Here is a 14,319-nt window from a genome sequence, read left to right on the forward strand (position 1 = left end):
CATCCTGCAATCAGTTTGTCATCACACCACTTGCAACCCAAATCCTGTAGCAGCTGCCGAGCCCCAGCGAGGCTGCGTCCGGCGGGGCTTGGCAGCTGCTACAAGGGGAATGAGGGAGCTCGGGAACAGTGGAAGATGCCCAGAGTCATAGCCTGCGCCACACGATTGATCGTATGGTTGACCTCGGCTGAACGGAATTCTGGAGCACCATGTACGCCCCCCGATTGATCATGAGCATCGCCGCACTGCTGGTTTTGGCCGGTTGCAGCACGCGGCAAACCGACGAAGCGCCGGCGCGCAAACCTGCTGAGGTGAAGGCGCAGATTGTGCGGCTATTGCCGGCGAAAACCGTCGACCGTGAAGGCTGGGCGACGGATATCTATGCCGCTTTCGCCGCGCAGGAGATTTCGCCGACCACGCAAAACCTCTGCTCGGTGCTGGCGGTGACCGAGCAGGAATCGACCTTTCAGGTTGATCCGAGCGTGCCGGGCCTGGGCAAAATCGCCCGTGACGAAATCAACCGGCGCGCGGCCAAAGTGCATATCCCCAACCTGCTGGTGAACGGCGCGCTGCAGGTCAGTTCGCCGAACGGCAAGAGTTACAGCAGCCGTCTGAATGCGGCGCGCAGCGAAAAAGAACTCAGCGCGATCTTCGATGACTTCATCGGCATGGTGCCGATGGGCCGCACTTTGTTTGGCGGCTTCAACCCGGTGCACACCGGTGGGCCGATGCAGGTCAGCATCGAATTCGCCGAGCAGCAGGCGCGCAATTATCCGTACCCGGTCGAGGGTTCGATCCGCCACGAAGTGTTCAGCCGTCGCGGCGGCATGTACTTCGGCATCGCCCATTTGCTCGGTTATCCGGTGAGCTATACCGAACCGCTGTACCGCTTTGCCGACTTCAACGCCGGGTGGTACGCCAGCCGTAACGCGGCGTTCCAAAATGCCTTGAGCCGTGCCTCGGGCATTCCGCTGGCGCTGGACGGCGATCTGATCCGCTACGGCTCGATCATGCCTGGCACCACGGAACTGGCGGTGCGCGCCCTCGGCAAACAACTGGGCATGCGCAACCCGACAATTCGCGATCAGTTGGAGAAGGGCAACAGCCTCGAATTCGAGGAAACCAAGCTGTATCAGCGGGTTTTCGCCCTGGCCGAACAGGCTGAAGGCCGCGCGTTGCCGCGAGCGGTGTTGCCGGGGATCGTGCTGCAGAGCCCGAAAATCACCCGCAAACTGACCACGGCGTGGTTCGCCAAACGCGTCGATGAGCGTTACCGGCGCTGCATGGCCAAGGGCGGTTGAGCGTTTTATCTGAGGCTGATCCGCCGAGGATCGCTGTGGGAGCCGAGCTTGCTCGCGATGGGGCCATGTCAGTCAACACTGAGTTGAACGACAGACCGCGATCGCGAGCAAGCTCGGCTCCCACAGGAGGCTTCCTCAGGAGGTTTCCATATAGAACGGTGTCAGCCACAACGCTGCTGAATCCCTGTTCGCTTCAGATCACTTTCACCGCGCGGCCGATGAACTGAATCGGCCCGGTCGGCTTGCCAATCGGCGAGCCATTGGCGCCCTCAAGCGTCAACTCGAACAATTGGTTGGGTTGCAGCGGCGGCAGCTTGTCCAGCGGCACCGACAGCGTTTGCCCAGGTTTCACCAAGCCCAGCGATACTGGGCCCTGCCAGTCATCACCTTTGGTCCAGAACTCCAGGGCCTTGTCGCTAGGAACTTCGAACACGCCCAACGGAATCAGCTGGATTTCTCGCGGATTGCTCGCCTGAATCACCCAGCCCGGCGCCTTGTCTTGCGGGCCGACCAGCACCACCAGATAGGTCGGTTTGACCGTCGCCTGAGTCAGCAATAACGCGCCGAGCAGCAGACTGGCGGCCAACCCGGCACCGGCGAGGCCGCGCCACAGCGGCAATAAATTCCACCACGACGCTCCCCGAGGTGCAGAGCTCGGCGCTGGCCGGCGCAGTTCGTTGACGCTGCGCTCGATCCGTCGCCACAGGTGCGGCGAGGGTGTTTGTGGCTCGGCCAGATCAGTCAAACCGAGCAAACGCCGCTCCCACGCATCCACCGCAGTCTGCAACGCCGGCTCATGGCGCAGGCGTTGTTGGACCTCGTGGCGCTGCTGCGCCGGCAGTGTGCCGAGCACATATTCGCTGGCCAGTTCGTCGAGTTCTTCCGGGGTTTCGTTCGTCATCCCATGCACTCCCGCAAGGCTGTGAGGCTGCGCTTGATCCAGGCTTTGACCGTGCCCAGCGGCGTGCCGAGTCTGGCCGAGATTTGCGCGTGGGAATAACCGTCGACGTAAGCGTGCAGGATGCAGCTGCGGCGTTCGGGGTCGAGTTGTTCCAGGCAGCGGTGGATGCGTCCGGCCGGGTCGAGCGATTCGGGCGATTCAGTTGAATCGTGGAACGGCGGTTCGAAGTCATCCATCAGCGGCGTTTCGCGGCGATGGTTGCGAATCACATTCAGCGCCAGATGCCGGGTCACGCTGAACATCCAGCCGCGCGCCGAACCACGAGCCGAGTCGAAACCGGCGGCACCGGACCAGATCTTGATAAACGCATCGTGGACGATGTCCTCGGCCAGCGCCGTGTCACCGACCAGCCGTTTGGCGACGCCGAGCAAGCGCGGGCTCTCCTGCAAATACAACGCGTGCAGGGCCTGACGCTCGCCACGCCCGCAAGCAGCCAAATGGGCTTCGTAATCAAAAGAAAGTTCAGGCAAGGACACTGTGCGCAACCGCTGAAGTCGGGATGGTCCATGCAATCTAGCAAACAATCCCGACATGGGTAGGTGCGACGCCCGAACAAACGGTCGGGCGTGGCTGAGCTGTGCCCGGCTTAGCTGGCGGTCCAGAAGATGTAGTCCGCCTGATACTTCACCACTTCCTGCTTGCCCTTGTTGGCCGCCGCGCATTCGCTGGTCGGCGCCACGCCACCCTTGAGGGCCACGCGCTGAATGTAGCTGACGCCAGTCATCGCGCCTTTGCCTTCGGCGGGATTGGCTTTGACCAGTTGATAGGGCAGGTTGCCCGGACTCGACGGCGCGACGGCCAATTGCGTGCCGGTGACTTTGGAACCGTCCTTGGCCTGCCAGGTGGCTGGCGGGCCGAAATAGGTGCCGACCTGTTTGCCGCTGCTGTCATTGAGCACGGCTTTGGGGCCGACGAAAAACCATTCGGTCTGGCCGGCCGCGTTGGCCTTGTCCCGGCATTCGTAAGTGATCTCGCCCACCCCGGTGGTTTGCATGGCGACCTTGTGCCCGGCGGGGACTTTGACACTGTCCGGCAAGTCGCTTTGCGCATTGGCGAAAGGTACGGCGGCGAACAGACCGGCAAGGCACAGCAGCTGTTTGGCGTTCATCATTTTTCTCTCCGTAAGGGGTAACCCGCTCGGCAGCATCAGGTGCTGCTACAGGTACTACCCACGACGAAGCACTTTGGATGCAGCGCGCCAAAAATAAATTTTCAGGCCAGATTCCCGCTCCCCGGCATTCACGGTGTCCCTGATACACCGCGTGTTCACCCGGCGACGGCTGCGCCGCCGGACGCGGCCTCGCTGGGCTCGACCGCTGCTACAGGGGGATTGGGGTGTTGCGGGCTTGGGCGCGACGCCTTTCGGTGTAGCAGCTGCCGAGCTCCGCGAGGCTGCGTTCGGCGGCGCAGCCGTCGTAGACCCGGCATTCACGATTGCCCTGAAACGCCGCGTGTTCACTTGGCGACGGCTACGCCGCCGAACGCGGCCTCGCGGGGCTCGACCGCTGCTACAGGGGATTGGGGTGTGGCGGGTTTGGGCGCGACGCCTTTCGATGTAGCAGCTGCCGAGCTCCGCGAGGCTGCGTTCGGCGGCGCAGCCGTCGTAGACCCGGCATTCGCGATTGCCCTGAAGCGCCGCGTGTTCACTTGGCGACGGCTGCGCCGCCGAACGCGGCCTCGCTGGGCTCGACCGCTGCTACAGGGGGATTGGGGTGTTGCGGGCTTGGGCGCGACGCCTTTCGGTGTAGCAGCTGCCGAGCTCCGCGAGGCTGCGTTCGGCGGCGCAGCCGTCGTAGACCCGGCATTCACGGTTTCCCTGATACACCGCGTGTTCACTTGGCGACGGCTGCGCCGCCGAACGCGGCCTCGCTGGGCTCGACCGCTGCTACAGGGGATTGGGGTGTGGCGGGTTTGGGCGCGACGCCTTTCGATGTAGCAGCTGCCGAGCTCCGCGAGGCTGCGTTCGGCGGCGCAGCCGTCGTAGACCCGGCATTCACGGTTTCCCTGATGCGCCGCGTGTTCACTTGGCGACGGCTGCGCCGCCGAACGCGGCCTCGCGGAGCTCGACCGCTGCTACAGGGGGATTGGGGGGTGGCGGGCTCAGGTGCGGCGACGGACAAATTTGCGCCACAGCCAGACCCACAACATCAACAACGGGAACGCCAGAATCAAGAATGGCAGCACGTAACTGCCTTTCTCCAGCGCATCCACGGCGCCGTCGGCCAGGTTGTCGAGCAGATTGCTGAACGCCCGGCTCAGGTTCGACGCGCGATTGCTGGCCGCGGTTGGCTCGAATGACAGGGTGATGCGATTGGTGTCCAGGCGTCGCTGATGGCCGGCGGCGACTTGCGCCAAGGCTTGCAGATCGTTTTCGATGCTCGCCTGTTCCTTGCTCAGCACCACCAGGTCGCTGACGCTGATGTCGCGGCGGCTCGCCAGTTCATCAAGGCGCTGTTGTTGGGCCTTGAGCCGTTCCTGCTGGCGGCGGGTGTTGTCCACCGCGTCGGCGAGGTCTTCGGCGGTGGTGATGCGCTGGCCCAGTTCGCCACCCTCGGCAGCCATCGCGACCAACGGCTCGATGCCGGCAGGGACGATGCGCAAGGTGATCTCGGCGCGGCCGGCGCCTTGCTCGATGCGCAACACATTGCAGGCGCCGAACTTCGCGGTTTCACAGGCTGCGCGACTGGCCTGCAGGCGCGGGACGATTTGCGCTTCCGGCAGTTTCAATTGCACATCGTGCTCATAAGCGAGCATTGCGCCGCCGCGTCCCTGTTCACCGGCTAGACTGGCCGATGACGAACGTTCGCTGGGCCCGCAGCCGCTCAGGGCCAGGCTGGCCAGCAGGAACCAATAGAGACGGGGCTTTGAGGCGAGTTTGCCGGCCGGGTGGCGCATGTTCTTTCCTTGAAATGTGCGGCGGGACGGCAACGGTGCGTCCCGGGTTGGCGCATCTTACCTGCATCATTCGGCTAAATGGCAGGGAACATGCTCGGCTGGCCAGCCGTCTACCGACTGACTGTTTGCTCGCGGGAGGGCGCGAAATGTATCAGCTTTACGGACACCAGAATTCCGGCGCGGCGGCGATCGAAGCAGCCCTCGAACTCTGCGAGATTGCTTATCGTTTTATCGACGTTGACGGGTCGGCGGAGTCGGCGCACGCGCTGGCGAAACTCAACCCGCTGAAACAGATCCCCACCCTGGAACTGCCCGACGGCAGCATCCTCACCGAGAGCGCGGCGATCCTGATTCACCTCGGCCTGACGTTTCCGTCCTCGGGGCTGCTGCCGGATGACCCGGCGGAACGTGATCAGGCGATTCGCGGTTTGGTCTACATCGTCAGCAATTGCTACGCGGCGATTGGCATCATCGATTACCCGGAGCGCTGGCTGGTCGCGGCCGATGACGCCTCGCGCGAGAACCTGATTGCCGGCGCACGCCAGCGCCTGCACTGGAGTTGGGAGGTGTTTGCCGACCAGTTTTCCGCCGAGCTATACCTGGACGACGAAACGCCCGGCGCGCTGGATGTGCTGGCGGCCGTGGTGTCGCGCTGGGCCGGCAGCCGCGAGCACTTGCGCACTGCGCGGCCGGGGTTTTATGCCTGGCTGACCCGCATCGACAAACACCCGACCCTGGCGCCGGTGTTTGAGCGGCATTGGCCGGCTTGAGCCAATGGCTTTCGACCCACACAGAAAACCCTTTAGGAGCGAGGCTTGCCCGCGAATAGGCCGTGTCAGTCGGAACAAATGTTTGCTGACACACCGCTTTCGCGGGCAAGCCTCGCTCCTACAGGGGGGATGTATCAGGTCTGCGATCGAGTACGATCACTCGCCGCGAATGTACTGTTCCAGTTGCTTGATCAATTCCGCCTGTTCGGCAATTGCCTCCTTCACCAGGTCGCCGATCGACAGCAGCCCGATCAGCTGGCCGTTCTCGACCACCGGCAAGTGCCGCAGGCGCTTCTCCGACATGATGCCCATGCAGGTTTCGACGGTTTGGTGAGTGTCCACGGTAATCACCGGCGAAACCATGATTTCGCTGACCGGCGTACCGACCGAAGAACGCCCCTTGAGCACCAGTTTGCGCGCGTAGTCACGCTCGCTGATGATGCCTACGACCTCACCATTGGCGACTACCGGCAGCGCACCCACGTTCTTCGCGGCCATCACCATTAGCGCTTCCAGCACCATCTGATGTGGCGCGATGGTGTGCACTTGCTGATTTTGCTGGGCCTTTAACTTGAGCAGTTGGGCGACGGTTTTCATGGTGGTTTCTCTAGGTGTTGTCGTTGTCCTTGAAGAATCGTAGACGCAAGCGCTGAGGGCAAGGCAGAAAACGGCAGATAACACGCAAAAAACGCCATTTGGCGTTTTTTCTTTGAGAATTCTGTCGCGGATGAAGCGGCGTCACCGTGGGCAATGACGGGTAGAATCCTCACTCGAATCAAACCTTGAGGTTACAGCGGTGGATTTACAGCAGGGCTTCGTCCTGACCCGGCATTGGCGCGACACCCCGGCCGGCACGGAAGTCGAGTTCTGGCTGGCGACCGATGCCGGGCCTCGGCGCATTCGTTTGCCACATCAACCGTCCGTAGCTTTTATCCCGGCCGTGCAGCGCGAGCAGGCTGAAACCGTGCTGCACGGCGAAAAAAACGTCGAATTGCGGCCGCTGGCGCTGATCGATTTCGAACATCGGCCGGTGCTCGGGCTGTATTGCCAGCAGCACAATCAGTTGATGCGCCTCGAAACCACGCTGCGCAAGGCCGGCGTCGAGATGTTCGAAGGCGATGTGCGCCCGCCCGAGCGTTACATGATGGAGCGCTTCATCACCGCGCCGGTGCTGTTCGGCGGCACGCCGGGTGACGACGGTCTGCTGCTCGACGCGCAAATGAAACCGGCGCCGGGTTATCGGCCGAACCTGCGACTGGTCTCGCTCGACATCGAAACCACCGCCCGTGGCGAGCTCTATTCGATTGGCCTCGAAGGCTGCGGCGAGCGTCAGGTGTACATGCTCGGCCCGCCGAATGGCGATGCCAGCGCCGTGGATTTCCAGCTCGAATACTGCGACAGCCGCACCACGCTGCTGAAAAAACTCAACGAATGGTTTGCCCGCCACGACCCCGACGCGATCATCGGCTGGAACGTCGTGCAGTTCGATTTGCGTGTCCTTCACGAACACGCCAGACGCCTCGGGGTGCCGCTGAAACTGGGGCGTGGCGGCGAAGAAATGCAGTGGCGCGAGCACGGCAGTCGCAATCATTTTTTCGCCTCGGCGGCCGGGCGGCTGATCATCGACGGCATCGAATCGCTGCGCTCGGCGACCTGGAGTTTTCCCTCGTTCAGCCTCGAAAACGTCGCGCAAACCCTGCTCGGCGAAGGCAAGGCAATCAGCACGCCGTACCAGCGCATGGACGAAATCAACCGCATGTTCGCCGAGGACAAACCGGCGCTCGCGACTTACAACCTCAAGGACTGCGAACTGGTCACGCGGATCTTCGCCAAGACCGAACTGCTGACGTTCCTCCTCGAACGCGCCAGCGTCACCGGTTTGCCGGCCGATCGCAGCGGTGGCTCGGTGGCGGCGTTCACCCATTTGTACATGCCGCTGATGCACCGTCAGGGCTTTGTTGCGCCGAACCTTGGCGGCAAACCACCGGAGGCAAGCCCCGGCGGTTTTGTCATGGATTCGCAACCGGGTTTGTACGAGTCGGTGTTGGTGCTCGATTACAAAAGTCTTTATCCGTCGATCATTCGCACGTTCCTGATCGACCCGGTCGGGCTGATCGACGGCCTCAAACATCCAAAGGACAGCGAGTCGGTGCCGGGCTTTCGTGGCGCGCGTTTTTCCCGCACCCGGCATTGCCTGCCGGCGATCGTCGCGCGAGTGGCCGAGGGCCGCGAAACCGCCAAGCGCGAGCACAATGCGCCGCTGTCCCAAGCGCTGAAAATCATCATGAACGCGTTCTACGGCGTGCTCGGTTCCAGCGGTTGCCGGTTTTTCGATACGCGATTGGCGTCGTCGATCACCTTGCGCGGCCACGAAATCATGCTGCGCACCCGGCAGTTGATCGAAGCCCAGGGCCACGCGGTGATCTACGGCGACACCGACTCAACTTTCGTCTGGCTGCGCCGCGCGCACGGTCAGGAAGAAGCGGCGCAGATCGGCCGCGCGCTGGTCGACCACGTCAACCAGTGGTGGCGCGAGCATGTGCAAGAGGAATATGGGCTCGAAAGCGCCTTGGAATTGCAGTTCGAAACGCACTACAAACGCTTTTTGATGCCGACCATTCGCGGTGCCGAGGAGGGCAGCAAAAAACGCTACGCCGGGCTGGTCACTCGCGCCGACGGCACTGATGAAATGATCTACAAGGGCCTGGAAACCGTGCGCACCGATTGGTCGCTGCTGGCCCGGCAGTTTCAGCAGGAGCTGTATTCGCTGATTTTTTATCGCAAGCCTTATCAGGATTACGTGCGCGACTACGTGCGCAAAACCCTGGCGGGTGAATTCGATGATCGGCTGATATATCGCAAGCGCCTGCGCCGGACCCTCGACGACTACGAACGCAACGTCCCGCCACACGTGCGCGCCGCGCGCATGGCTGATGCCTACAACGAGCAGCAGGGCCGGCCGCTGCAATATCAGAATGGCGGCTGGATCAGCTACGTGATCACGGTTGCCGGGCCGGAACCGCTGGAAATCCGCAGCGCGCCGATTGATTACGACCACTACGTAACCCGCCAACTGCAACCGGTCGCCGACGCGATTTTGCCCTTTGTCGATGACGACTTTTCAACCCTGATTGGTGGGCAACTGGGCCTGTTTTAGGTCCAGCAGCGACAGCGTCCAGTCGTCCTGAATGCCGTGAAAATAACGCTCCAGCGCCTGATGAAATACGCTGCCCTCGGGCGCGACCTGCGCGAACAGGGTCATGCACGAATGAAATTTCAAGTCGTCGGGATGGCCGAAAATATCGGCCACCGAGCGTTGTTTGACGTTGAGCACTAATTGCGTGCAGGCGCGCAAACGTGGACCCAGCAGCGGGTGATTGAGGTAGGCAGTCGCCTCTTCGGCGCCGCTGATGGCGAAGTGGCGCGACATCTCGCTGCCGCCCAGGCCGGCGATCTGCGGGAAGATGAACCACATCCAGTGGCTACGTTTTTTGCCGTTGCGCAATTCTTCCTCGACCCGCACGAACACCGGGTCCTGCGCGTGGACGAAGCGCGGCAAATTGAACGAGTCGAGCTGATCAGTGCTTCTCATATGGAAGCCCTCTTCATGTGGAAACGCTCTTCATGTGGAAACGCTCTTCATGTGGAAACGCTCTGCACGCGATGGCTCAGACCATGGCCAGCCGCTGCTTTCGTTGTGGCGCACGAAATGCTTGGTCCAGCGCCGTCAGGTCCGCAGCGTCCAGCTTCAGTTGTGCCGCTTGCGCGTTGAGCGTCACGTGCTCGGGGCGGACCGCTTTGGGGATGGCGATAACGTTGTCCTGGCGCAGTAACCATGCCAGCGCAACCTGTGCCGGCGACGCTGCGTGACGGGCGGCGACTTGTGCCAGCGCTGGGTTCCCGAGCATATGCCCGCCCTGGCCGATCGGACAGTAGGCCATGACCGGCAAGCGCTGTTGCTGGCTCCACGGCAGCAGGTCGAATTCGATGCCGCGTTCTTCGAGGTTGTACAGCACTTGATTAGTTGCGCAGGCGTTGGCCGGGGAGACTGAGGCCAGTTCGTGCATATCGTCGAGGTCGAAATTGGATACGCCCCAGCGGCCGATCTTGCCTTCTTCGCGCAGGCGTTCGAAGGCCTCGACGGTTTCTTCCAGAGGGTATTGGCCGCGCCAGTGCAGCAGGTACAGGTCGATGTAGTCGGTGTTCATCCGCCGCAGACTGCGCTCGATTGCTTGAGGAATGCCCTTGCGACTGGCGTTGTGCGGGTAGACCTTGCTCACCAGAAACACCTGATCACGGCGGCCGGCGATGGCTTCGCCGACCACTTCCTCGGCGCCGCCCTCGGCGTACATTTCGGCGGTGTCGATCAGCGTCATGCCAAGGTCGATGCCTTGGCGCAGGGCCGCGACTTCGAATTTGTGCGCCGAGCGATCCTCACCCATCCGCCAAGTGCCCTGGCCGATCACAGGAACCGCAACGCCGGCCAGTTCGAGAGTACGCATGCAAAACCTCCTTCGCTAAACACAATCGATACAACAATGGGCAGCAGAAAGACGCATGGGTTCCCGTGGGATGGTGGGGATGCCTGGATTTCGGATTCACCCCGGACCCTGTAGGAGCTGAGCTTGCTCGCGAAAGCGGTGGGTCAGGTGATTACATGTGGGCTGATCCACCGCCATCGCGAGCAAGCTCGCTCCCACAGGGGGATTTGTGGGGTTGTTTGGATTCCGGGTTCACCCCCGGAACCTGTAGGAGCTGAGCTTGCTCGCGAAAGCGGTGGGTCAGGTAATCGAGTGTTGCCTGGTAGATCGCTATCGCGAGCAGGCTCACTCCTACAGGGGATTTGTGGGGTTGTTTGGATTATGGGTTCACCCCCGGACCCTGTAGGAGCTGAGCTTGCTCGCGAAGGCGGTGGGTCAGGTGATTACATGTTGGCTGATCCACCGCTATCGCGAGCAGGCTCACTCCTACAGGGGATTTGTGGGGTTGGTTGGATTATGGAGTCACCCCCGGAACCTGTAGGAGCTGAGCTTGCTCGCGAAGGCGGTGGGTCAGGTAATCGAGTGTTACCTGGTAGACCGCCATCGCGAGCAAGCTCGGCTCCTACAGGGTTTTGTGGCGTGGTTGGGTTTCGGGCGGCTTACTCGGTGGTGAATTTGAACACGGTGTTTTGGCTGTAGGTTTTGCCTGGGTCGAGGCGGGTGCTTGGGAAGTTTGGCTGGTTGGGCGAGTCCGGGTAGTGCTGGGTTTCGAGGGTGAACGCGCCCCAATGCGAATAAACCTTGCCGCCCTTGCCCTTGACGGTGCCGTCGAGGAAGTTGCTGGTGTAGAACTGCACGCCGGGTTCGCTGGTGTAGAGCTGCAGGCGCCGGCCGGATTGCGGATCGCTGACGTCGGCGGCCAGTTTGCTCACGTCGCCCTTGGCGTCCAGCGCCCAGTTGAAATCGAAGCCGCCCTGTTTCGGTTCGGCGAATTTCAGTTGTGGGTGATCAGCCTTGATGTTCTGCCCGATGGCCGTCGGTTTGCTGAAATCCATCGGCGTGCCGGCCACTGGCGCCAGTTCGCCGGTCGGGATCAGCGTGCCATTGATCGGCGTGTAATGGCTCGCGTGCAAGGTCGCCAGTTGCTGCAATACATCGCCATTACCCGCGCCAGCGAGGTTGAAATAGCTGTGATTGGTCAGGTTCAGCACCGTCGGTTTGTCGGTGCTGGCCTTGTACTCGATGCGCAGCTCATTGTTCTCGGTGAGGCTGTAAGTGACCTCGGTTTTCAGGTTGCCGGGAAAACCCATCTCACCGTCTTTCGACAGGTACGTCAGAGTCACGCTCGCCGCATCCTTGCCTTTGCCTGGCTCGGCTTTCCACACGTGTTTGTCGAAACCCTGACTGCCGCCGTGCAGCGAGTTGGGGCCGTCGTTTTTCGGCACCTGATAACGTTTGCCGTCCAGCTCGAACGCACCGCCGGCCAGGCGATTGCCGAAGCGGCCGATGGTCGCGCCGAAGTACGCGGTGCCCGCCTGGTAACCCTGAACATCATCAAAACCGAGGACGATGTCATCGACCTTGCCATTCTTGTCCGGCACTTGCAGCGACTGCAACGTCGCGCCGTAAGTGATCACCGTGGCTTGCATGCCGTGGCTGTTGCGCAGGATGTATTGCTCGACGGGCGTGCCGTCTTTGGTTTTGCCGAAAGCCTTATGCTCGCTGGACAGGCCGGCGGCGTGGGCGGGGAGGGTAGCGATCATCAGGGACAGTCCGAGGGCGGAGAGCAGGTAGCGGGATTGAAGCATGGTTGACCTTCCATTTTTTGTTGTTGTGATAGTAGTCATACTAAATAACGCTGGAAGGACAATTTATAGCTGATAAACCGCGTTATTCAATAAAAAGTCATACTAAATGAGTGAAGCAAAACTGCCGGTGATCGGTAGACCCGCGCCAGCACTGCACTTTTTGCCAATGCGCGGCTCTATGCATGGCCAGGCTGCGGCGACCCCCGCCGCGCAAAGACGTGTCAGCCCAACATCCCATGGTTCGAGTTTTATCCCTCATGACTAGCCCAATGCGCGTTTTGGCCTGCCTGGCGTTGCTGTTCGCCAGTGGTTGCAGCCAGCAGCAGGGCAGCGACATCGTCAGCCAGTTTCGCCAGGGCAAACCTCAGGAATTCCTCCAGACCAGCGTCGATCGCATGGCCACGCTGGCGATGCACGACAACCTCGAAAGCCTCTATTTGCTGATGAGCAAGCTGTACCTGCGCAACCCGCAAGAACTGAAAAAATCCGGTTTCCTCGACGCGCAATCCGCTGAAAAACAAGTGCGCGAAGCCATCGAAATGCAGCAGCCATTACCGACCTTGGGCGGCAAGAAAGACCTGGCGGCATTGAGTTTCGCGATGAGCCCGGAGTTTCTCGGCGATCGAGTCGGCGCGTTCATTTATGCGATCGGCAGCATGCTGGTGACCGCGCACGGCAATCGGCTGGAGTTTTACATGACCGATGCGATCAACCCGGTGTTCGTCAGCAACGCCGCGCGCAACATCGAGAAAGCCACGTGGATTCTCAGCCAGCGGCAAAACAAGAATGGCGAACCGTTGCTGTTTTCCAACGAGATTTCGGAGGAGGGCAGCAACCTCAGTTTTGCCGTGGAATTCGGCAAGATCGTCGCGCGCCTGGATTTGCTGACGCAGATGCTCGATGAGCGCTATCGGCGCATTGGCCTGAATTACGCGCAGAGCCTGTTGTTCCTCAACTTCCTGCCCGTCCAATAACCCGCTGACCGGCCCTGTAGGAGCAAAGCTTGCTCGCGAAGAGGTCATCATCGTCGCCATTGATGATGAAGGTTAGTCCGCCTTCGCGAGCAAGCTCTGCTCCTACAGAGTGATGCGAGCTTGCGGCATAACGATAGACCGTATCGATATAAGTGGTTATAAGAAAAATCGCTATGCTGCGGGCCAGTTTTTTCATGCGATTGCTGCGGGCGTGTTAATGGATTTCGGGAATTTCGGTTTAGTCGTCGCAGGACTGGTGGTGGGTTTTATCGTCGGCATGACCGGCGTCGGCGGTGGCTCGCTGATGACGCCGATCCTGTTGTGGTTTGGCGTCAACCCGGCCACCGCAGTCGGCACCGACCTGTTGTACGCGGCCATTACCAAATCCAGCGGCGTGCTGGTGCACCGCAAAAACAAGAACATCGATTGGGCGATCACCGGTTGGCTGACCCTCGGCAGCGTGCCGGCGGTGGCGATGACGTTGTGGTTTCTCAGCAGCCTGCACACCGCGCCCGACGCGATGAACGCGATCATCAAGCAAGCCCTGGGTTTCGTGCTGTTTGCCACGGCGATGGCGATTTTCTTCAAGAAACGCCTGCTCGCTTTCGCCCATCGACGCGCCGGCGGCAACTACAACCCCAGCGGCACCCGCCTGAATGTGATGACGGTGATCACCGGGCTGATCCTCGGCACCATGGTCGCGCTGACGTCGATTGGTGCCGGCGCCCTCGGCACTGTTGCGCTGTTTATCCTCTATCCGCTGCTGCCCACGCGGCGCCTGGTCGGCACCGAAATCGCCCACGCCGTGCCGCTGACCCTGGTCGCCGGACTCGGCCACGCGAGCATGGGCAACATGGATTGGCAGGTGCTGGGTTTCCTCTTGATCGGCTCGTTGCCCGGCATCTGGCTCGGCAGCCACCTCACCGGGCGAATCTCCGACGAAGTGCTGCGCCCGTGCCTGGCGACGATGCTGCTGCTGATCGGCTACAAACTGGCGTTCTGATCCCGCCGCTATCGAACAGACCCCGCACCTGTAGGAGTGAGCCTGCTCGCGATAGCGCACTAGCCTTCAATCACCGGTTTGACCGATACACCCTCATCGCCAGCAAGCTCATTCCCACAGCAATTT

The 14,319-nt window shown here is 61.4% G+C and carries 14 protein-coding genes; 5 read left to right on the top strand and 9 right to left on the bottom strand.

Annotation, left to right across the window (positions count from 1 at the left end):
* Window positions 1-209: 209 nt before the first annotated feature.
* On the top strand, window positions 210-1,301 hold the full coding sequence (locus BLU01_RS23170) for a DUF1615 domain-containing protein (RefSeq protein ID WP_092279858.1): 1,092 nt from the start codon (window positions 210-212) through the stop codon (window positions 1,299-1,301).
* A 193-nt stretch (window positions 1,302-1,494) separates the two neighbouring features.
* Here the strand turns inward: BLU01_RS23170 and BLU01_RS23175 are convergent, their stop codons facing one another.
* The 4 genes from BLU01_RS23175 to BLU01_RS23190 form a co-directional block, all read right to left on the bottom strand.
* The gene (locus BLU01_RS23175; protein WP_092279860.1) at window positions 1,495-2,202 is read right to left on the bottom strand and encodes an anti-sigma factor; all 708 of its coding nucleotides are present in this window, start codon (window positions 2,200-2,202) and stop codon (window positions 1,495-1,497) included.
* Window positions 2,199-2,732, bottom strand: a complete 534-nt coding sequence (locus BLU01_RS23180) for a sigma-70 family RNA polymerase sigma factor (protein ID WP_408003124.1) — start codon at window positions 2,730-2,732, stop codon at window positions 2,199-2,201. The genes BLU01_RS23175 and BLU01_RS23180 overlap by 4 nt, the downstream gene beginning before the upstream one ends.
* 116 nt (window positions 2,733-2,848) lie before the next feature.
* Window positions 2,849-3,370, bottom strand: coding sequence for a DUF3455 domain-containing protein (locus BLU01_RS23185; protein ID WP_092281722.1), 522 nt, complete (start codon window positions 3,368-3,370; stop codon window positions 2,849-2,851).
* A gap of 992 nt (window positions 3,371-4,362) precedes the next feature.
* On the bottom strand, window positions 4,363-5,157 hold the full coding sequence (locus BLU01_RS23190; RefSeq protein WP_092279864.1) for a DUF4349 domain-containing protein: 795 nt from the start codon (window positions 5,155-5,157) through the stop codon (window positions 4,363-4,365).
* A 146-nt stretch (window positions 5,158-5,303) separates the two neighbouring features.
* On the opposite strand from BLU01_RS23190, the gene BLU01_RS23195 reads away from it, so the two are divergent.
* Window positions 5,304-5,927 carry a glutathione S-transferase gene (locus BLU01_RS23195; RefSeq protein WP_092279866.1) on the top strand — a complete coding sequence of 208 codons (624 nt, stop codon included), beginning with the start codon at window positions 5,304-5,306 and terminating at the stop codon, window positions 5,925-5,927.
* Between the two features lie 156 nt (window positions 5,928-6,083).
* Here the strand turns inward: BLU01_RS23195 and BLU01_RS23200 are convergent, their stop codons facing one another.
* Window positions 6,084-6,524 carry a CBS domain-containing protein gene (locus tag BLU01_RS23200; RefSeq protein WP_092279868.1) on the bottom strand — a complete coding sequence of 147 codons (441 nt, stop codon included), beginning with the start codon at window positions 6,522-6,524 and terminating at the stop codon, window positions 6,084-6,086.
* 199 nt (window positions 6,525-6,723) lie between these two features.
* On the opposite strand from BLU01_RS23200, the gene BLU01_RS23205 reads away from it, so the two are divergent.
* Window positions 6,724-9,084 carry a DNA polymerase II gene (locus BLU01_RS23205; protein WP_092279870.1) on the top strand — a complete coding sequence of 787 codons (2,361 nt, stop codon included), beginning with the start codon at window positions 6,724-6,726 and terminating at the stop codon, window positions 9,082-9,084.
* On the opposite strand, the gene BLU01_RS23210 is transcribed toward BLU01_RS23205, so the two are convergent.
* The 3 genes from BLU01_RS23210 to BLU01_RS23220 form a co-directional block, all read right to left on the bottom strand.
* Window positions 9,049-9,519 (bottom strand): DUF1810 domain-containing protein, encoded by a 471-nt coding sequence (locus BLU01_RS23210; protein ID WP_092279872.1) that lies wholly within the window; start codon window positions 9,517-9,519, stop codon window positions 9,049-9,051. The two genes, BLU01_RS23205 and BLU01_RS23210, sit on opposite strands and share 36 nt — an antisense overlap.
* Window positions 9,520-9,595: 76 nt before the next feature.
* Window positions 9,596-10,429 (bottom strand): aldo/keto reductase, encoded by an 834-nt coding sequence (locus BLU01_RS23215; protein WP_092279874.1) that lies wholly within the window; start codon window positions 10,427-10,429, stop codon window positions 9,596-9,598.
* A gap of 638 nt (window positions 10,430-11,067) precedes the next feature.
* Complete coding sequence (locus BLU01_RS23220) at window positions 11,068-12,216, bottom strand: aldose epimerase family protein (RefSeq protein WP_092279876.1); 1,149 nt, start codon at window positions 12,214-12,216, stop codon at window positions 11,068-11,070.
* A 236-nt stretch (window positions 12,217-12,452) separates the two neighbouring features.
* On the opposite strand from BLU01_RS23220, the gene BLU01_RS23225 reads away from it, so the two are divergent.
* Window positions 12,453-13,190, top strand: a complete 738-nt coding sequence (locus BLU01_RS23225) for a hypothetical protein (RefSeq protein WP_092279878.1) — start codon at window positions 12,453-12,455, stop codon at window positions 13,188-13,190.
* Here the strand turns inward: BLU01_RS23225 and BLU01_RS27640 are convergent.
* Entirely contained in the window at window positions 13,168-13,386 is a 219-nt protein-coding gene (locus BLU01_RS27640; RefSeq protein WP_157720182.1) for a hypothetical protein, read from the bottom strand. The genes BLU01_RS23225 and BLU01_RS27640 overlap by 23 nt on opposite strands.
* 21 nt (window positions 13,387-13,407) lie before the next feature.
* On the opposite strand from BLU01_RS27640, the gene BLU01_RS23230 reads away from it, so the two are divergent.
* Window positions 13,408-14,193, top strand: coding sequence for a sulfite exporter TauE/SafE family protein (locus BLU01_RS23230; protein WP_092279880.1), 786 nt, complete (start codon window positions 13,408-13,410; stop codon window positions 14,191-14,193).
* The last annotated feature ends 126 nt before the right edge of the window (window positions 14,194-14,319 follow it).

Origin of the sequence: Pseudomonas prosekii (assembly GCF_900105155.1) — a bacterium.
GTDB lineage: Bacteria > Pseudomonadota > Gammaproteobacteria > Pseudomonadales > Pseudomonadaceae > Aquipseudomonas > Aquipseudomonas prosekii.

Coding starts and splice junctions, on each gene's coding strand:
- BLU01_RS23230 (WP_092279880.1), top strand. CDS start 13,408: ATGGATTTCGGGAATTTCGGTTTAGTCGTCGCAGGACTGGTGGTGGGT.
- BLU01_RS23170 (WP_092279858.1), top strand. CDS start 210: ATGTACGCCCCCCGATTGATCATGAGCATCGCCGCACTGCTGGTTTTG.
- BLU01_RS23200 (WP_092279868.1), bottom strand. CDS start 6,524: ATGAAAACCGTCGCCCAACTGCTCAAGTTAAAGGCCCAGCAAAATCAG.
- BLU01_RS23215 (WP_092279874.1), bottom strand. CDS start 10,429: ATGCGTACTCTCGAACTGGCCGGCGTTGCGGTTCCTGTGATCGGCCAG.
- BLU01_RS23195 (WP_092279866.1), top strand. CDS start 5,304: ATGTATCAGCTTTACGGACACCAGAATTCCGGCGCGGCGGCGATCGAA.
- BLU01_RS23175 (WP_092279860.1), bottom strand. CDS start 2,202: ATGACGAACGAAACCCCGGAAGAACTCGACGAACTGGCCAGCGAATAT.
- BLU01_RS23190 (WP_092279864.1), bottom strand. CDS start 5,157: ATGCGCCACCCGGCCGGCAAACTCGCCTCAAAGCCCCGTCTCTATTGG.
- BLU01_RS23210 (WP_092279872.1), bottom strand. CDS start 9,519: ATGAGAAGCACTGATCAGCTCGACTCGTTCAATTTGCCGCGCTTCGTC.
- BLU01_RS23225 (WP_092279878.1), top strand. CDS start 12,453: ATGGTTCGAGTTTTATCCCTCATGACTAGCCCAATGCGCGTTTTGGCC.
- BLU01_RS27640 (WP_157720182.1), bottom strand. CDS start 13,386: ATGAAAAAACTGGCCCGCAGCATAGCGATTTTTCTTATAACCACTTAT.
- BLU01_RS23185 (WP_092281722.1), bottom strand. CDS start 3,370: ATGAACGCCAAACAGCTGCTGTGCCTTGCCGGTCTGTTCGCCGCCGTA.
- BLU01_RS23220 (WP_092279876.1), bottom strand. CDS start 12,216: ATGCTTCAATCCCGCTACCTGCTCTCCGCCCTCGGACTGTCCCTGATG.